This window comes from Halomonas sp. SSL-5 (assembly GCF_030708455.1).
In the GTDB taxonomy this organism is placed as follows: domain Bacteria; phylum Pseudomonadota; class Gammaproteobacteria; order Pseudomonadales; family Halomonadaceae; genus Halomonas.
Genome location: NZ_JAUYWF010000006.1, coordinates 21,471 through 37,804, shown reverse-complemented (window position 1 = coordinate 37,804; position 16,334 = coordinate 21,471). Strand labels below are relative to the sequence as shown.

Genomic DNA, 16,334 nt, shown 5'->3' with positions numbered 1-16,334 from the left:
TGAAAGCAAATGGATATCATGGGAAAACAGGGCTAGATTCAGCAAAGACTCGTCGGAGAACCAGGATGTCACAGACTCGCTCGTCCCACCTCGGGCCCGCCACCCGGGCCATCCATGGCCAGCAGCAGCGTGATGCCTTCGGCAGCCCCCATATGCCGATCTATGACACCACCACCTTCGCCTATCCGGACACCGCCGCCCTGCTGGAGGTGACCGAGGGGCGCCGTCGCGCCCCCCTCTACTCCCGCTATGGCCTCAATCCCACTCTCTTTGCCCTGGAGGAGACACTGGCCGCGCTGGAGGGGGCCGAGGCGGCCTGGGCCTTCTCATCCGGCATGGCCGCCATCAGCACCCTGTTGCTGAGTCATGGTCGGCGCGGCATCGTCTGCCTGGGCGAGGTGTATGGCGGCACCCTGGGCCTGCTCGAGCAGCAGCTTCCCGAACTGGGCATCGAGACGCACTTCATGCCGGAAGGGCATGACCCCGACACGCTGGAGCGTCTGCTGGCGTCGGGCACGGGACTGGTCTATCTGGAAACACCGACCAATCCGAGGCTGAATTTGATCGATATCCCGGCGGTGGCCGAGCAGGCCCGCCGCCACGGTGCCCTGGTGGCGGTGGATGCCACCTTCGCTACCCCCATCAACCAGCAATCGCTGGCGTTGGGCGCCGATATCGTGGTGCACAGCGCCACCAAGTACCTGGGCGGACACAGCGACCTTACCGCCGGCGCCGCCATGGGGCCGGCCAGACTGCTCGAACCGATGTGGCGATGGCGCCAGAACCTGGGTAGTGCCCTTTCCCCCCAGATGGCATCGCTGCTGTCGCGAAGCCTGCGTACCCTGCCGCTGCGCATGCAGCGCCATGAGGCTTCCGCCCAGGCCATCGCCGAGGCGCTTCTGGATCACCCCGCCATCGACCGGGTGCTCTATCCCGGCCTGCCCTCACACCCCGGGCATTCGCTGGCAAGGCGACAGATGCGTGGCTTCGGCGGCATGATCACCCTGGAGATTGCCGGCGGGCGCGATGCCGCCACCGCCGTCGCCGACCGGCTGGCACTCTTTGCCCTGGCCCCCAGCCTCGGTGGTGCCGAGAGCCTGGTGACCCAGCCCTGCACCACCTCCCATGCGGATCTCTCCAGCGAGGAGCGCGCGCGACGCGGCATCACCGAGGGCATGCTGCGACTCTCTGTCGGCCTGGAAGATGCCGAGGACCTGCTTGCCGACCTGCACCAGGCGCTGGATCCGGAGCCGACGAGCTGATGCCGGCCCTGCTCAGGCGCAGTGCCATGCTGCTGGATCGCGCCGCGGCCGGGCTCTTCCCGGGGTACTTCGCGATCACGATGGCGACCGGCGCCACCTCCATCGCCTGTCACCTGCTGGGGATGAGACTCCTCTCCCTGGCACTGCTGGCCGCCAATCTTCTCGCCTACACGGCACTGTGGGGGCTGACGATCATTCGCCTGGTGCGCTACCCCAGGCGCCTGGCAGACGACATGATCGACCACGCCCGCGGGCCCGGTTTCTTCACCATCGTCGCCGGTACCTGCATCCTCGGTACCCAGTTCCACCTGGTGGCGGGTGAGGACCGTATCGCCGCCGAGTTCTGGTGGGTAGGCCTGACGCTGTGGGGCCTGATCATGTACCTGTTCTTTATCGCCGTAACTACCCGCGAGGAGAAGCCCAACCTCGCCAGCGGCATCAACGGTGCCTGGCTGCTCGCGGCTGTCAGCACCCATTCGGTATCGATCCTCACCGCGCTGCTGCCCTGGAGCGGACCCTCCGACCTTCGCCTGTTCTTCGCTCTCTGCATGTTTCTGATCGGCTGCATGCTCTATCTGGCGATCATCACGCTGATCTTCTATCGCCTGACCTTCCTGGAGGTGACAGTAAAGAGCCTGACGCCACCCTACTGGATCAACATGGGCGCGGTCGCCATCGCCACCCTGGCTGGCTCGACGCTGATCCTGCGCGCCGGCGAGGGTGGAGTCATCGCCGACTTCAAGCCGTTCCTGCTCGGTTTCACCGTGTTCTTCTGGGCCACCGCCAGCTGGTGGTTTCCCCTGCTGGTGGGGCTGATGCTTTGGCGCCACCTGATCCGCCGCCACCGCCTCGTCTACGAGCCACAGCTGTGGAGCATGGTCTTCCCGCTGGCCATGTACACCACCGGCACGCTGCGACTCTCGGCGGCCCTGGAAGCACCGTTTCTGATGCCTATTCCCGAATTGATGATCTGGCTGGTCCTGCTGGCCTGGAGTGCCACCAGTGCGGCCATGTTTCATCACTTCTGGCGGCTGGCCCGGTCACCGCGGTCGTGACGGCCACTCGTATCTTCCGAGCAGTGCACCCGTAGAGCAACGTGCCGATTCCGATCCCATGGCCTTCGTCCAACACCAACCCGCACCTGGCGACTCCAGTCAGGCCAGATTGTCCACTTGCCGATACAGAAGCTTGATCGCCTCATCGAGCCCCGCCGGCCTGCGCTCGCGTGGATGGACAAGATAGACGGGATAGGAAAACTCCGGCATGCCCGGGACCCGCTCCAGGACTCCCTGCTCGAGGTAGGAGCGAATGACGCCCAGCCGGAAGTAGCCCATTCCCGAATGGCTGAGGAGATAGTGCAGAGCCAGCGGTCCCAGATTCACCTCGATCACCGGGCTGGCAACCTGAGGTAGAGCCGCATCATGCTCACGACGGAAAAGCTCTCCCCAATCCACATAAAGATAGGGGCTGGTGGTATCGGCTCCCGGTGTGCGCACCATCACCAACTTCTCCTCTTGAAGGAGTTCGACCTGCATGCTGGGCCAGTAGTCCACCTGATGCACCAGAGCCGCATCCAGCATGCCTTGGGTAAGCTTCTCCTGAAGCTCGTGACGGGCACCGACCTCGATGCGTACCGCCAGTTGAGGCAGTGACTCCCGGAGGGCATTCAGCCAGCCTGTCAGCAGAGGGTCCCACAGGCTGGTCTCCCCTCCCAGCGAGAGCATTCGCCGAATACCCTGAGGTAACGGCAGCTCGCGCTGTGCGGCCTCCCACACCTGCACCAGCCGTGCAGCATGCTCGGCAAAGCGCTCGCCGTCGGCAGTCATCGCAACCCCACCACGATTGCGCTCCAGTAGCCGGCAGCCGAGACGCTCTTCCAGTTTTCGCATCCGCATGGTGACCGTCGTCTGCGTAACATGCAGTGATTCCGCCGCCCCACTGAAGCTGCCGTAGCGCAGAATCTCCAGGAATGTCCTGGCCAGTTCGATATCCATGCGCCCCCATTAATCAATAATATTGATAATAAATCGCCTTCTTATTCATTATACATCAACATATCATCAAGCTAGATTGAGCGTTAATCACACCGTCCCGCCTAACTCCCGACAAAACGATCCCTGTCCGGCCAACCTGCAACGACGGTGCAGGCAGACATTATCGAAGGCACTCCATGACCCCCACCATTGCTATCCTGCTCATCATCACATTCGTGGTATCGGCAGTGGGCCTGCTGCTGTTGATCTGGTCCATCGCCACCAACCAGTTCAGTCACGGCCGACTCGCCGCCAGAACCATCTTTCTCGAGGGTGAAGAGGGGCACGGGGAGGATCCGGCTCGAGCCATAACCCCAGAAGCGATTGACGACAACATCAGCGCTGACGAACTGAAAGCGCGAGCAGAGGCGGATCTCTCTTCGCGCCGCGCGACGATGGCCTGGCTCGGCTCGGCGGTGCTGTGGCTGCTGGTAGGCTCGGGCTATGGCCTGCTGACCTCCGCCAAGTTCCACTGGCCCGAACTGCTGGCCGACAGCGAATGGCTCACCTTCGGCCGGGTGCGTCCCATGCATCTCAATGCCGTGGCCTACGGCTGGGCCTCCATGGCGGGTGTCGGAACCGCCATCTTCCTGATCCCCCGCCTGTTCAGGACGGCGCTGGTGGGCGGCAGATACGCCCTGACGGGAGCAGGCATCTGGAACCTCGGCATGCTCCTTGGCCTGGTAGCGATCAATCTGGGACTTTCCGACGGAGAGGAGTGGCTGGAATTTCCCTGGCAGGTCGACATCCTGTTCGTGATCGGCGGCGGCCTGTGTGCCATTCCTCTGGTGCTGACGGCGGCCAATCGGCGCGTCTCACACCTCTATGTCACCAGCTGGTACCTGCTGGCAGCGCTGGTATGGTTTCCCATCCTCTTCCTGCTGGCCAACCTGCCCGGCCTCTTCCCCGGCGCGTCCGGTGCCACCGTCAACTGGTGGTTCGCCCATAACGTGCTGGGGCTCTGGGTGACGCCCATCGGGGTCGGCATCGCCTACTACATGATTCCCAAGATCCTGGGTCGGCCGATCATCTCCTATCAGCTGTCGCTGCTCGGCTTCTGGTCGCTGGCGCTGTTCTATAGCCAGGTAGGCATCCATCACCTGGTGGGCGGGCCGGTGCCAACCTGGCTGGTCACACTCTCCATCGTCCACAGCGTGATGATGTCAATACCGGTGATCACCGTCGCCATCAACCACCACGGCACCATGTGGGGGCACTTCGGCATGCTGCGGCGCTCGCCCACCCTGCGTTTCGTCTGGATCGGCGCACTGATGTACACGGTCTCGTCGCTGCAGGGCTCCATGGAGGCGCTGCGCAGTGTCAACGTCATCACCCACTTCACCCACTACACCGTGGGTCACGCCCACCTGGGGATGTACGCCTTCCTCAGCATGATCCTGTTCGGCGCCATCTACTTCATCATGCCGCGCCTGCTGAACTGGGAGTGGCCCTGGCGGCCCCTCATCACCCTGCACTTCTGGCTGGTCTCGATCGGCATCCTGATCTACGTCGTGGCACTGTCGGTGGGCGGCTGGCTACAGGGCCTGTCCCTGCTCGACGCCGACACGCCGTTCATGGACATCGTGCGCCTCACCCTGCCCTACCTGGAGGCGCGCACCCTGGGCGGCGCCATGATGGCCCTGGGTCACCTGATATTCGCCGTGCACTTCGTGGCCATGCTCACCCGCCGCGGCAAGGAGCGGCGCCAGCCGACGCTGTTCCGCGCCGGTGAACGCCAGCGCAGCAACGTGGAGGTCCAGCAATGAAGCGTGCCTTAGCGATCATGGTAGGGGCGGCACTCATCCTGCTGCTGGCCATGCTCACCCTGGTGGCCATGCCCTATGTGCAGCTGTCTTCCGAGGCCGTTCCCGAACAGCTCGAGCCCTACACCACCGCGCAGCAGCGCGGCCGGGATCTCTACATCGCCAACGGCTGCGTCTACTGCCACAGCCAGCAGCCCCGCGACCCCGGCTTCTCCGTCGCCGACGGCGAACGCGGCTGGGGGCGGCCCTCGGTGCCCGGCGACTACGCCTACGATCAACCCCACCTGATGGGCACCATGCGTACCGGGCCCGACCTGCTCAATATCGGAGCGCGCCAGCCCAGCGTGGACTGGCACCTGCTGCACCTCTACAACCCTCGTGCGGTGGTCGAGGGCAGCATCATGCCCGCCTACCGCTTCCTGTTCCGTGTGGTCGACACCCCCGCCGAGGGGGACCATGTGGTCAAGATTCCCGAACCCTACGGTCCCGAGTCGGGCACTGTGGTGGCGACCCGTGAGGCGCTGGAGCTGACCTCCTATCTGCTGGCCCTGGACCGCACCTACCCCGCCTCGACTCTGCCCCAGACGGAGACGGCGCAGGCGCAAGGAGAAGGCCAATGAGTTCCCGCGATACCCAGCGCGCCCAGCGGCGCGAAAACCCCGAGCCCAGCGAGGGGCAGCGGCCGGTACCGCGCCTGGTGATACTCTGGATCGGCGTGTTGCTGGTGTGGGGCGTCGGCTACTACGCCTGGAACATCGGCGCCCCTCTCACCGGTGGCGACAGTCGCACCGCCGTGGTGCAGGAGCCAGCCGGTAGTGGTGTGAACGGCGAGAAGCTCTTCACCGCCCAGTGCGCCGCCTGCCATCAGCCGACCGGCCAGGGCGTGGCCGGCACCTTTCCCCCGCTGGTCGGCAGCCGCTGGCTGCTGAACGACCCCGCCCTGCCGGTAGCCATCGTCAACGACGGCCTGAGCGGCCCGATCACGGTGGGCGGCGACGACTACCAGGGCAACATGCCGGCCTTCGGCGACAAGCTCTCCGCCGAGGAGCTGGCCGCGGTGCTCAGCTATGCCCGCGGCGCCTGGGGCAACGACGCCGCGGCGATCGAGCCGGCGCGGGTGAAGGAGCACCGGGAGCGCTTCGGCGATCACGACGCCTGGAGCGTGGAGGCGCTCGGCGATAGCTTCACCCTGCCCGAGTGAACGTCACCGTATCGAACACCGCCGCCGACGGGGCGCACGAGTCGTCAGCCACCAAAATCGAGCGGGTGCTGGTGGTCGAGGGCATGCACTGCGCCGGCTGCGCCGCCGCGGTGGAGGCTAGACTCCGCCGCCAGCCCGGCGTGATCGAGGCCGCCGTCAACTTCACCGCCGACTCCGCCGTGCTGCGCTGGGAGGCATCCTCGACCTCGTTCACCCGACTGCAGCGCGTCGTGGCCAGGCTCGGCTATCGGCTACGCGACCCCGACGCGGCAGAAGGCGCGGACGCCGACATCGACCCCGTGCGGCGCTCGCTGCAGTGGCGCCTGGCGGTCGCCGTCTTCTTCGGCATGTGGAGCATGATGCCGTCGCTGCTGATCTATCTCGCTCCCCTGGGCCTGGTCGAGCCCGGCGTCACCTGGCCCCTGGCCATTGCCGCGGGAGCGATGGCCGCGCCGGTGCTTCTCTATTCGGGCACCCACTTCTACCGCATCGGCTGGCGCACCCTGCGGGCCGGCGTGCCCGGGCTCGACAGCCTGATCGGCGCGGCGGTGATGGCGGCGAGCCTGGTCTCGATATGGCACCTTATCCACGGCTCGCCCGACGTCTACTTCGACGCCGCGGTGATGCTGATCACCTTCCAGCTGCTGGCGCGCCTGATCGACAGCGGCGTGCGCCGCCGCGCCTCGGCGATCATCCGCGGCTACCTTAACCTGACGCCCGAGGAAGTGCGGATATGGCAGAACGGCGCCTGGCGTCCCGCGGCGACCCGCGCGATCGCCCCGGGGCAGCGCCTGCGTCTACAGGCCGGCGAGGAGCTGGCGCTGGACGGGCGCGTCGTGGCCGGCACCGGCGAGATGGACGTCTCGTCGCTCAGCGGCGAAACCGCACCCTGTCCCGTCGGCCCCGGCGACCGGCTGGAGGCCGGCTGTCGCCTGGTCGTCGGCGAGCTCGAGCTGTGCGTGACCGCCGGCGTCGGCGAGCGCCGCCTGGACGCCATCGCCCGCTCGGTGCGCGCCCTGCTCAGCCGCAAGAGCGCCATGCAGCGACTCGCCGACCGCCTCGCCCGCTGGCTGCTGCCGCTGATTCTGATGAGCGCGGCCATGACCATAGGGCTGGGCATCGCCCAGGGTCGGGCGCCGGACCGGCTCGTCGTCGACGGCCTGGCGGTGCTGATCATCGCCTGCCCCTGTGCATTAAGCCTGGCGATTCCGCTGGTGGTGGTGCTGGGCCATGCTCGCCTCGTGGCGCTGGGCATCCTGTTTCGGGACCCCGCCGCCCTGGAGGCCGCCGCGGCGACCGAGGTCGTCGTCTTCGACAAGACCGGCACGCTGACCACCGGCACCCCTTCGCTGGCGTCGATCGAGCCGACCGAGGCGACATCGGCGGCGGCACTGAGGCAGCTGGCGGCCGACGCCCTGTACGGCGTCGCCCACCCGATCGCCGAGGGGCTCGTGGCCGCCGCGACCGCCTCGCCGCTCGCCGCCGAGGGCCGGCGCGATATCCGCCCCGGCGGCGGCATTGCCTGGTACCGAGGGGCGACGCTGACGCTGGCGGGGCGGCACGACTGGCTGCGCGAGCACGGCGTCGCGGTGCCCGCCTCCGCCTGTGAAGACGACGGCATGGTGCTCCACCTGGCGCGGGACGGCCGCTACCTGGGGCGGCTGCTGTTCCGGGAAACGCTGCGGCCAGAAGCCAGGGCCACGGTAAAGCACCTGCAGGCGGCGGGTTACCCCCTCTATCTGCTCAGCGGTGACACCCCCCGAGCCTGCGGCGAGATTGCCCACGCCCTGGGTATTCCGGCCGAGTGCGTCCTGGCGAACCGCTCGCCCGAGCAGAAGTCGCGCTTCGTGGCCTCTCTGGAGCGCCATCAGGGGGTCGCCTTCGTCGGCGACGGCGTCAACGACGGGCTGGCGCTGGCCGGCGCGCGCCTCGGCATCGCCGCTGGGGAGGCCAGTTCCACGGCGAGCCAGGCCGCCGCGGTGTCACTGCCTGACGGCCTGGCCCGCATTCCCGACACCCTGCGACTGGCCCGGCGTGCGCGCCGGCTGATGCGCGGCAACCTGGGCTGGGCGGTCGGCTACAACGCCCTGGCGATTCCGCTGGCGGTCGCCGGCTGGGTCGCTCCGGTCATCGCCGCCGTGGCGATGACGCTCAGCAGCCTATGCGTACTCGCCAATAGCCTGCGCATACGCAATGAGCGCCGGCCGTCGGAGAACTGAAACTTACTTCAGCCCCAACCGCCTGGCCAGCTTGTGCAGGTTGCTGGGGTCCAGCTCGAGGCGACGGGCCGCCGCCGCCCAGCGCCCATCGCAAGCCTCCAGTGCCTTGCGAATCGCTCGACGCTGGGTCATCTCCACCTGTTCACGCAGGCTCGAGGCGGCGGTCGGCGCCGGGTTGTCCGATCTCTGCGGCATGCTGTCCCCCCTCCCCTCGGGGATAGGCAGGTCGAGCCATGCCGGCTCCAGGGTAATGATCTCGTCGCGCCGTGCGCCATGGCTCAAGGCCTTGATCGCCGCGCGGCTGATCACATGCTCAAGTTCACGCACGTTACCCGGCCAGGCATAGGCCAGCAGCAGCCCCTCCGCCTCCGGGGAGAGGCGCAGGCTGCGCACCCCGAGCCGAGTGCGGTTGATCTCCAGGAAGTGACCGGCAAGCACCAGCACATCACTGCCCCTGGCACGCAGCGGCGGAATGGTCACCGGATAGACCGACAGTCGATGATAGAGGTCGGCACGAAAGCTGCCGGCACGCACCGCCTCGGCCAGAAGCCGATTGGTGGCGGCGATGATGCGCACATCGACACGCCTCGGAACATCCTCCCCCAGGCGCTGCACCTCTCCCTCCTGAATCGCGCGCAGCAGCTTCGCCTGCACCGTCAGCGGCAGCTCGCCCACTTCGTCGAGGAACAGAGTACCGCCGTCGGCCACTTCGAAGCGGCCGGCGCGCTCGGCGCTGGCGCCGGAGAAGGCCCCCTTCACATGGCCGAACAGCTCACTCTCGGCCAATGACTCGGGAAGCGCCGCACAGTTCACCTGCACCAGCGGTGCGGCGTGTCGTGCCGAGCGGCGATGCAGGCGGCGGGCAAACAGCTCCTTGCCGACACCGGTCTCGCCGCTGAGCAGTACCGAAAGATCCGCTCCCGCTACGACATCGAGTTCACGCAGCAGCCGCTGCAGTTCCTCACTATGACCGAGGATATCCCGTGCCTCGGCGGCCGCCAGTGGCAGACCACTCTCCTGCCGAGCCATGCGCAGGGCGCGCAGATCGCGCTCCAGACGGCTGACCCTTACCGCGGCCTCGACCAGCAGCGCATAGCGCTCCAGGGCGGCACGGTCGGCAGCGTCGAAGGTTCCCGCCTCCAGTGCATCCAGGGTCAGTGCTCCCCAGGGCTCGCCCTCCACATGCAGGCTGATGCCCATGCAGTCGTGGACATGCAGGGGCTGGCCGGGCTGCTGCTCCACCAGGCCATCATAGGGGTCCGGGAGGTTGGCATCGGGGGGAAAGAGGGTGGTACGGCGACTGGCGAGGATGGTGGCCAGACGGGGATGCTGGGCCACCTCGAAGCGACGCCCCAGGGCCTCTCGCACCAGGCCATCCAGGGCCAGCGGCACCAGGCAGCCTTCCTCCAGGCGCAGCAGGCAGACCGCACCACAGCGAAAGCCCTCGCGCAGGGTGCACACCAGACGCTGTAGCCGAACCGCACTGGGCAGGTCGGCGACCAGGTCGGCCAGCAGGGTCTCGTCGAGCATGGTGATATTCACCTTTAAGGGTCCTATCCACCCTAATCGATTCTGGTACTTTTCACCATCTTGACATCAACGCCTTATAAAACAGGCCGTTGGAAACTGGCATGCCGCTTGCTCTATATAGACCGTCACCTATCTGACCAAGGAGCTCCAGCCATGAGCCTGATCGAACAGACCGTCGGCCGCACCGCCCTGACCCTGCCCGGCGCCACGCGAGTGTTTCGCGATCACAATATCGACTTCTGCTGCGGAGGCCGCATCAGCCTGCGCGAGGCCGCCGAGCGAATCGGCCTGGCACCCGAAGCGCTGGTGGATAAGCTCGAGGCACTACCCGCCGGCGAAAGCGACGCTCGCGACTGGCAGTCGGCCAGCAACGACGAACTGATCGAGCATATCCTGACCCGCTACCACGATGTCCATCGTCAGCAGCTACCCGAGCTGGTACGTATGGCCCGCCGCGTCGAACAGGTCCATGGCGAGCGAGACACCTGCCCCATCGGCCTGGCCGACCTGCTCACCACCCTCTACCAGGAGATGGAGAGCCATATGCAGAAGGAGGAACAGGTCCTCTTCCCGATGCTGCGCCGAGGTATGGGCGCCCAGGTCCAGGGCCCTATCGCGATGATGCGCCATGAGCACGATGACCACGGCGAGCACCTGGAACAGCTGGCCACGCTGACCGATAACATCACCCCGCCCAGGGGCGCCTGTACCACCTGGCGCGCACTCTACACCGGGCTTCGGGAGTTCCGCGACGACCTGATGCAGCACATCCACCTGGAGAACAACCTGCTCTTCGAACGCGCCGGCTAGACCGGCCGCACACGCGATGGTGCGTCGTCGTCAGTCTCGGCGGCGCACCCGGGAGGCCATCATGAAAGCCATCATTCTGGAACGCCTGCATGCCGACCATCAGCGCTATGCGGCGCTGCTCTGCATCCTTGACCGCCAGCTGCATATCGCTACCTGCGACGAGATCCCCGACTACCGCCTATTGGCCAGGCTCTGCCACTATCTGACCCATCAGCCCGAGGAGTGGCACCACCCGGTCGAGGATGCCCTCTTCGCCCGCCTGGCCGGCTGCGATACGCAGAGCACCGAGCTGCTTGCCGTGCTTAGCGAGGAGCACCGGCGAATCACCCGTAACGGAAAGGAGCTCGAGGCGACCTTCCATCGCCAGGCCAGCGATGCACCTCAGGCCGAGCTCGACCTGAACCGACTCAACCTCGCCCTCGCCTTCAGCGAGCTCTACCGCCATCACCTCTACAGCGAGGACCGGCACGTCTATCCCCTGATCGAGCACTGCATCCATGCCGATGAGCTGGACAGCCTGGCACCTCATCTCTCCCTGGCAAGCCCTGCAGAGGGCAGCCCCGGCTTCCAGCGGCTCTACCGACAGATCGCCGATCACCACATCGGCCTGCGCCTGGGGCACGGCGAGCAGGCCGACTTCTGCCCGCTCTGTGACGCCAGACCCCACTACGCCTCCTTATGACCCGAGTCAAAAGGCCGCGCGGGATAGTCGACTAGCATGGTCGGAATTCCCACCACAGGAGGCTCACCATGGAGCTCGTCTGCCCCGCCGGCAACCTGCCCGCCCTCAAGCGCGCCGTGGATGAAGGGGCCGATGCCGTCTATTTCGGCTTTCAGAACACCACCAACGCCCGCCAGTTCGCCGGCCTCAACTTCACCGACAAGCGCGCCAGGGAGGGCATCGACTACGCCCACGCCCGCGGCAAACGGGTCTTCTGCGCCATCAATACCTATCCGCAGCCGGACGGCTGGGCGATGTGGACCCGCGCCGTGGACCAGGCAGCGGATCTCGGCGTCGACGCCCTGATCATGGCCGACATGGGGCTGCTCGATTATGCCGCCCACCACCACCCGGATCTCGCCCGCCACCTCTCGGTGCAGGGCTCGGCCACCAGCCATGAGGCGCTGCGCTTCTACCACGACCAGTTCGGCATCAAGCGCGCCGTGTTGCCCCGGGTGCTCTCCATGACCCAGGTACGCGACCTGGCGAAGAAGAGCCCGGTGGAGCTCGAGGTATTCGCCTTCGGCAGTCTGTGCATCATGGCCGAGGGGCGCTGCTACCTCTCCTCCTACCTGACCGGCGAGTCGCCCAACACCCGCGGCGTCTGCTCCCCGGCGGCCCATGTGCGCTGGGAGGAGACCCCGAAGGGTCTCGAGTCGCGCCTGAACGGCGTGCTGATCGACCGCTACGGCGAGGGCGAGAACGCCGGCTACCCCACCCTGTGCAAGGGACGCTTCGAGGTGAGCGGCGAGACCTACCACGCCATCGAGGAGCCCACCAGCCTCAACACCCTGGAGCTGTTGCCGGAGCTTGCGGAGCTGGGCATCGCGGCGGTCAAGATCGAGGGGCGCCAGCGCAGCCCGGCCTATGTATCGAAGGTCGCCGGCATCTGGCGCCAGGCCCTGGACCGCCTGGAGCGCGCCCCGGGCCGCTTCCAACCCGAGCCCGCCTGGATGACCGGCCTCGGCGAGGTCTCCGAAGGCAGCACCACCACCCTAGGCGCCTACGAGCGCCGCTGGAAATAGGAGAGCCCATGTCCGCTACCCCCACGCTCCAGCTGTCGCTCGGCCCGGTGCTCTTCTACTGGACCCGCGAGCACTACGCCGACTTCTATCGCGAGGCCGCCGACTGGCCGGTGGAGATCGTCCACCTCGGCGAGTCGGTCTGCTCGCGGCGCCGCGACATGAAGCTCGACGACTGGATGGGCATCGGCCGCGAGCTGACCCAGAGCGGCAAGCAGGTGGTGCTCTCGAGCCAGACCCTGATCGAGTCCGAGGCCGACCTGCGCGACCTGCGCAAGCTGTGCGACAACGGCGAGTTCCTGGTCGAGGCCAACGACCAGAGCGCCCTGCAACGCCTCTCGGCGGCGGGCCAGCCCTTCGTGGCCGGTGCCGCTCTCAACCTCTACAACCCGGCCACCCTTGCCGTGCTCTCCCGCGCCGGCATGCAGCGCTGGCAGGCGCCGGTGGAGATGTCCCGGGACGACCTCGCCCGCCTGCTGGAGGACTGCCGCGAGCAGGGGATCGAGGCCCCCTGCGAGGTGTTCGCCTATGGCCACCTGCCGCTGGCCTGGTCGTCGCGCTGCTTCACCGCGCGGCGCTACCAGAAGCCCAAGGACCGCTGCCAGTTCGTCTGCCAGAAACATCCGGAGGGCCTGGCCCTGCGCTCCCAGGAAGACCAGCAGGTGTTCACCCTGAACGGCATCCAGACCCTCTCCGGCGCCTGTCAGGACCTGCGCCACGAGGTGCCGGACATGGCCGGAATGGGCGTCGGCATCGCCCGCCTTAGCCCGCGCCCCGAGCGCATGGCGGAGGTGGTCGCGGCCTTCGATGCCGCCCGCCGCGGCGAGCTGCCCACCCCCGATCCGCTCAGCCTGGTCGACGTCGAGATCTGCGACGGCTACTGGCACGGCCGCCCCGGTATGGATCACAGCCGGGCCGCCAGCCTGGGGTGAACGCCACGGTGATTCCCCTGGCCCCCGAGCCCGGCGCCGCGATCCGTCTGCCCATCGCCGGCTTCGACGCCCGGGACGACCTCGCCTTCCCGGGGCGTCGGGCGGCGGTGGTCTACCTGCAGGGCTGTCCGCTGGCGTGCGGCTACTGCGAGACGGCGAGCAGCATGGGGCCGGCACGGCGCGCTGTTCCAGGCGAATGGCAGGCCATCGAGGGGCTGCTGGCCACCCGGCTGGATGAGCTCGATGCCCTGGTGTTCAGCGGCGGCGAGCCCACCCTGCATCCCGATCTACCGGCCGCCGCCGACGCCTGCCGGTCACTCGGCCTGGCGGTGGGGCTGCACACCGCCGGCCCCTACCCGGAGCGCCTGGAGCGGCTGCTGCCGCGGCTCGACTGGGTGGCCCTGGACACCAAGGGGCGCGGCGCCGACTTCGACCGCGTCAGTGGGCGAACCGGCATCTGGCGCCAGCACGCCCTTAGCCTCTCGCTGCTGCTGGAGGCCGGGGTGCCCTTCGAGTGTCGCACCACGCTGCACTGGCGCGACTTCAGCCTCGACGATCTCGAGCGGTTGGCCATGACCCTGTCCGACTGCGGCGTGCGCCGCTACGCCATCCAGCTCGCCCGCCTGGAGCGCTGCCTGGATCCCGCCTACCGCGACCCCGTCGAGGACGCCCCACCCCGGGAGGCGCTGGAGACCCTGGTCAGGCGGCTTAGGCACCACTTCGACGCCGTCGAGCTGCGGGGCTGACGCGAAACATCAAGGCGAGCCATCATGTATCTGACGCTGGTCGATCTGCTGCTGGCCACCAGCATCATTCAGTCGCTGGGTCTGGCTGCCTTCCTGCTGTTGCCCGAGACGTTCCGGCTGACCAGCAACCGCCTGCTGGCGGCCAGCGTCCTGGCATTCGCGGCCAGTCTGAGCGAGGTTTTCCTTTATTCCACCGGCCTGGCTATTCAGCACCCTAACCTGGCCTATCTGGGCAGCCTGATCGGTCTGCTCCAGGCAAGCCTGCTCTACCTCTACGCCCAATCGCTGATGTATCGTGACTTTCGCCTGCTGCCCCGGCACGCCCTGCACACCCTACTGTTCTGGGTCGTATCGGCGATCTTCCTGATGGAGTACTACCTGCAGTCCGGCGAGGTGAAGCTGCAGATCCTGCAGAGTCGCGACCATCCAAGCGTACTCACCTCTCCCCTGCTGGCTGCCGTCATCCACCTGGTCTTCCTGGGCTATCTCTGGGCCACCATTCGCGCCCTCGGCCGGTTTGGTACCACGCTACGCCGGCTCTTCTCCAATCTGGAGAACAAGCAGCTGGCCTGGCTACGCACGCTGCTGATCGGCTATGCCTGTGTCTGGACCCTCAGCCTGTTCTACTGTCTCTCCGCCCATGTCTTCAAGAGCAGCGCCAGCGCCCTATGGGTCTCCACCATCGGCGCAATAACCGGCTTCCTGTTCATCAACTACCTGATCATCAACGCCCTTCGCCAGCCCGCCATCTTCTCGGGGCTGAGTGCCGAAGAAGCCCTCCTCGCCCAAGGAGAGGAGGACCGGAATTCGTCAGACAGAGGCGTCGATGCCGCACTGCTCCGTCGACTCGAGATCCACATGGCCGAAGCCAAGCCCTATCTAGACGCCAACCTGACGGTGGAGCAACTGGCCCGGCAACTCGGCATGCCCACCCGCGAACTGTCACGAACCATCAATCAGGGGCTCGAGAAGAACTTCTTCGAGTTCGTCTGCGACTTCCGCATCGCGGAAGCCCGCCGTCAGCTGAAAACCACCGAAGCCGGCACCACCATCCTGCAGGTGATGTATGACTCGGGCTTCAACTCCAAGTCGGTGTTCAATACGGCGTTCAAGAAGGCCACCGGGATGACCCCCAGCGCCTATCGCGCCCGCTCATGACCGCCCGACGCGCTCATCGAGCTGGCCTCGAAGTTCGACTTTCCGAAATACGCCGCAAGAACCATCAACATATTGATATAAAAAGACTTATGACGAGGTTCGACCTCAGGCCTTCGAACGACCCCGGCGTCTCCACTCCCTAATATGGAAGCACAGTCGAGCAGTACCTCGACTGGCCCATCCACGATTTCGGAGCAAGACACCATGACCCTGCCACTTCGCAAACACCTTCTGGCCATCGCTACCACTTCCGCCCTCGCCCTGCCGCTGGCCACCCCCGCATTCGCCCACTGCGATGCCTTGGACGGCCCGGTGATCTCGGAAGCACGACTCGCGCTGGAGTCGGGCGATATCACGCCGGTTCTCAAGTGGATCCCCGCCGACGATGAGGCAGAGCTCGCGTCCATGTTCGACAAGACCCTGGAGGTGCGCGCGCTCGGTGACAATGCCCGGGAGCTGGCTGACCAGCAGTTCTTCGCCAAGTTGGTAGCAACTCACCGCGCCTATGAAGGCGCGCCTTTCACCGGCATCAAGCCGGCCGGTGAGATTGACCCTGCGGTTCAGCTCGCCGACAGGGCGTTGGAAGAGGGCGAGATCGATACCTTGCTGGCTCGCCTCGTCGAGAAGTTCGAACAGGAGACACGCTCGGCCTTCGAGACCACCCTGGCAGCCAGGCAGCGAGCCGGTGATAACCCCGAGCTGGGACGAGAGTTCGTCGATCACTATGTGCACTACGTCCACTATCTGGAGGATGTACACAATGTGATCGCGGGCAACGCCAGTGCTCATGATCACTGAGCGCCAGCCCCCAGAAACGCCACCGCCCCGGGCCACTCTCGTGACCCGGGGCGGTGCGCTCTAACGGCTGACGGCCAGCGGTGCACTCAGCGTTTTTTCAGTTCTCCTTATTTTTCCCTTCCCCATGGCCCATCACGAA

General features: G+C 66.5%; 15 protein-coding genes. 13 read left to right on the top strand and 2 right to left on the bottom strand.

Features of this window, described 5'->3' with window-relative positions; all coding sequences use genetic code 11:
- The first annotated feature begins 65 nt into the window (after positions 1 to 65).
- A complete protein-coding gene (locus tag RAN53_RS08330) occupies positions 66 to 1,262 on the top strand; it encodes a trans-sulfuration enzyme family protein (protein ID WP_305796351.1) in 1,197 nt (398 codons plus the stop codon).
- On the top strand, positions 1,262 to 2,317 hold the full coding sequence (locus tag RAN53_RS08325; protein WP_305796350.1) for a tellurite resistance/C4-dicarboxylate transporter family protein: 1,056 nt from the start codon (positions 1,262 to 1,264) through the stop codon (positions 2,315 to 2,317). Before RAN53_RS08330 ends, RAN53_RS08325 begins: the two co-directional genes overlap by 1 nt.
- A gap of 99 nt (positions 2,318 to 2,416) precedes the next feature.
- On the opposite strand, the gene RAN53_RS08320 is transcribed toward RAN53_RS08325, so the two are convergent.
- Complete coding sequence (locus tag RAN53_RS08320; protein ID WP_305796349.1) at positions 2,417 to 3,256, bottom strand: LysR family transcriptional regulator; 840 nt, start codon at positions 3,254 to 3,256, stop codon at positions 2,417 to 2,419.
- Positions 3,257 to 3,432: 176 nt separating this feature from the next.
- Here RAN53_RS08320 and RAN53_RS08315 point away from each other — a divergent pair, with 176 nt between their 5' ends.
- Genes RAN53_RS08315 through RAN53_RS08300 form a run of 4 tightly spaced genes read left to right on the top strand, consistent with a single transcriptional unit; the run spans position 3,433 to position 8,478 of the window.
- A complete protein-coding gene (locus tag RAN53_RS08315; protein WP_305796348.1) occupies positions 3,433 to 5,061 on the top strand; it encodes a cbb3-type cytochrome c oxidase subunit I in 1,629 nt (542 codons plus the stop codon).
- Positions 5,058 to 5,678, top strand: coding sequence for a cbb3-type cytochrome c oxidase subunit II (locus RAN53_RS08310; protein ID WP_305796347.1), 621 nt, complete (start codon positions 5,058 to 5,060; stop codon positions 5,676 to 5,678). Before RAN53_RS08315 ends, RAN53_RS08310 begins: the two co-directional genes overlap by 4 nt.
- Entirely contained in the window at positions 5,675 to 6,259 is a 585-nt protein-coding gene (locus tag RAN53_RS08305; RefSeq protein ID WP_305796346.1) for a c-type cytochrome, read from the top strand. Before RAN53_RS08310 ends, RAN53_RS08305 begins: the two co-directional genes overlap by 4 nt.
- Positions 6,256 to 8,478, top strand: a complete 2,223-nt coding sequence (locus RAN53_RS08300; protein WP_305796345.1) for a heavy metal translocating P-type ATPase — start codon at positions 6,256 to 6,258, stop codon at positions 8,476 to 8,478. The genes RAN53_RS08305 and RAN53_RS08300 overlap by 4 nt, the downstream gene beginning before the upstream one ends.
- Positions 8,479 to 8,481: 3 nt before the next feature.
- Here the strand turns inward: RAN53_RS08300 and norR are convergent, their stop codons facing one another.
- On the bottom strand, positions 8,482 to 10,008 hold the full coding sequence (gene norR, locus RAN53_RS08295; protein WP_414842973.1) for a nitric oxide reductase transcriptional regulator NorR: 1,527 nt from the start codon (positions 10,006 to 10,008) through the stop codon (positions 8,482 to 8,484).
- 153 nt (positions 10,009 to 10,161) lie between these two features.
- Between norR and ytfE the strand changes: the two genes are divergently transcribed.
- The 7 genes from ytfE to RAN53_RS08260 all read left to right on the top strand — a co-directional run bounded on the left by ytfE (position 10,162) and on the right by RAN53_RS08260 (position 16,195).
- Positions 10,162 to 10,818 carry an iron-sulfur cluster repair protein YtfE gene (ytfE, locus tag RAN53_RS08290; RefSeq protein ID WP_305796343.1) on the top strand — a complete coding sequence of 219 codons (657 nt, stop codon included), beginning with the start codon at positions 10,162 to 10,164 and terminating at the stop codon, positions 10,816 to 10,818.
- Positions 10,819 to 10,879: 61 nt separating this feature from the next.
- Entirely contained in the window at positions 10,880 to 11,500 is a 621-nt protein-coding gene (locus RAN53_RS08285) for a hemerythrin domain-containing protein (protein WP_305796342.1), read from the top strand.
- A 68-nt stretch (positions 11,501 to 11,568) separates the two neighbouring features.
- Positions 11,569 to 12,564 (top strand): ubiquinone anaerobic biosynthesis protein UbiU, encoded by a 996-nt coding sequence (gene ubiU, locus RAN53_RS08280; protein ID WP_305796341.1) that lies wholly within the window; start codon positions 11,569 to 11,571, stop codon positions 12,562 to 12,564.
- An 8-nt stretch (positions 12,565 to 12,572) separates the two neighbouring features.
- Complete coding sequence (locus RAN53_RS08275; RefSeq protein ID WP_305796340.1) at positions 12,573 to 13,493, top strand: U32 family peptidase; 921 nt, start codon at positions 12,573 to 12,575, stop codon at positions 13,491 to 13,493.
- Positions 13,494 to 13,501: 8 nt separating this feature from the next.
- The gene (locus RAN53_RS08270) at positions 13,502 to 14,239 is read left to right on the top strand and encodes an anaerobic ribonucleoside-triphosphate reductase activating protein (protein ID WP_305796339.1); all 738 of its coding nucleotides are present in this window, start codon (positions 13,502 to 13,504) and stop codon (positions 14,237 to 14,239) included.
- 24 nt (positions 14,240 to 14,263) lie between these two features.
- Positions 14,264 to 15,397 (top strand): helix-turn-helix domain-containing protein, encoded by a 1,134-nt coding sequence (locus RAN53_RS08265; RefSeq protein ID WP_305796338.1) that lies wholly within the window; start codon positions 14,264 to 14,266, stop codon positions 15,395 to 15,397.
- A 204-nt stretch (positions 15,398 to 15,601) separates the two neighbouring features.
- A complete protein-coding gene (locus RAN53_RS08260) occupies positions 15,602 to 16,195 on the top strand; it encodes a DUF6448 family protein (protein WP_280552933.1) in 594 nt (197 codons plus the stop codon).
- The last annotated feature ends 139 nt before the right edge of the window (positions 16,196 to 16,334 follow it).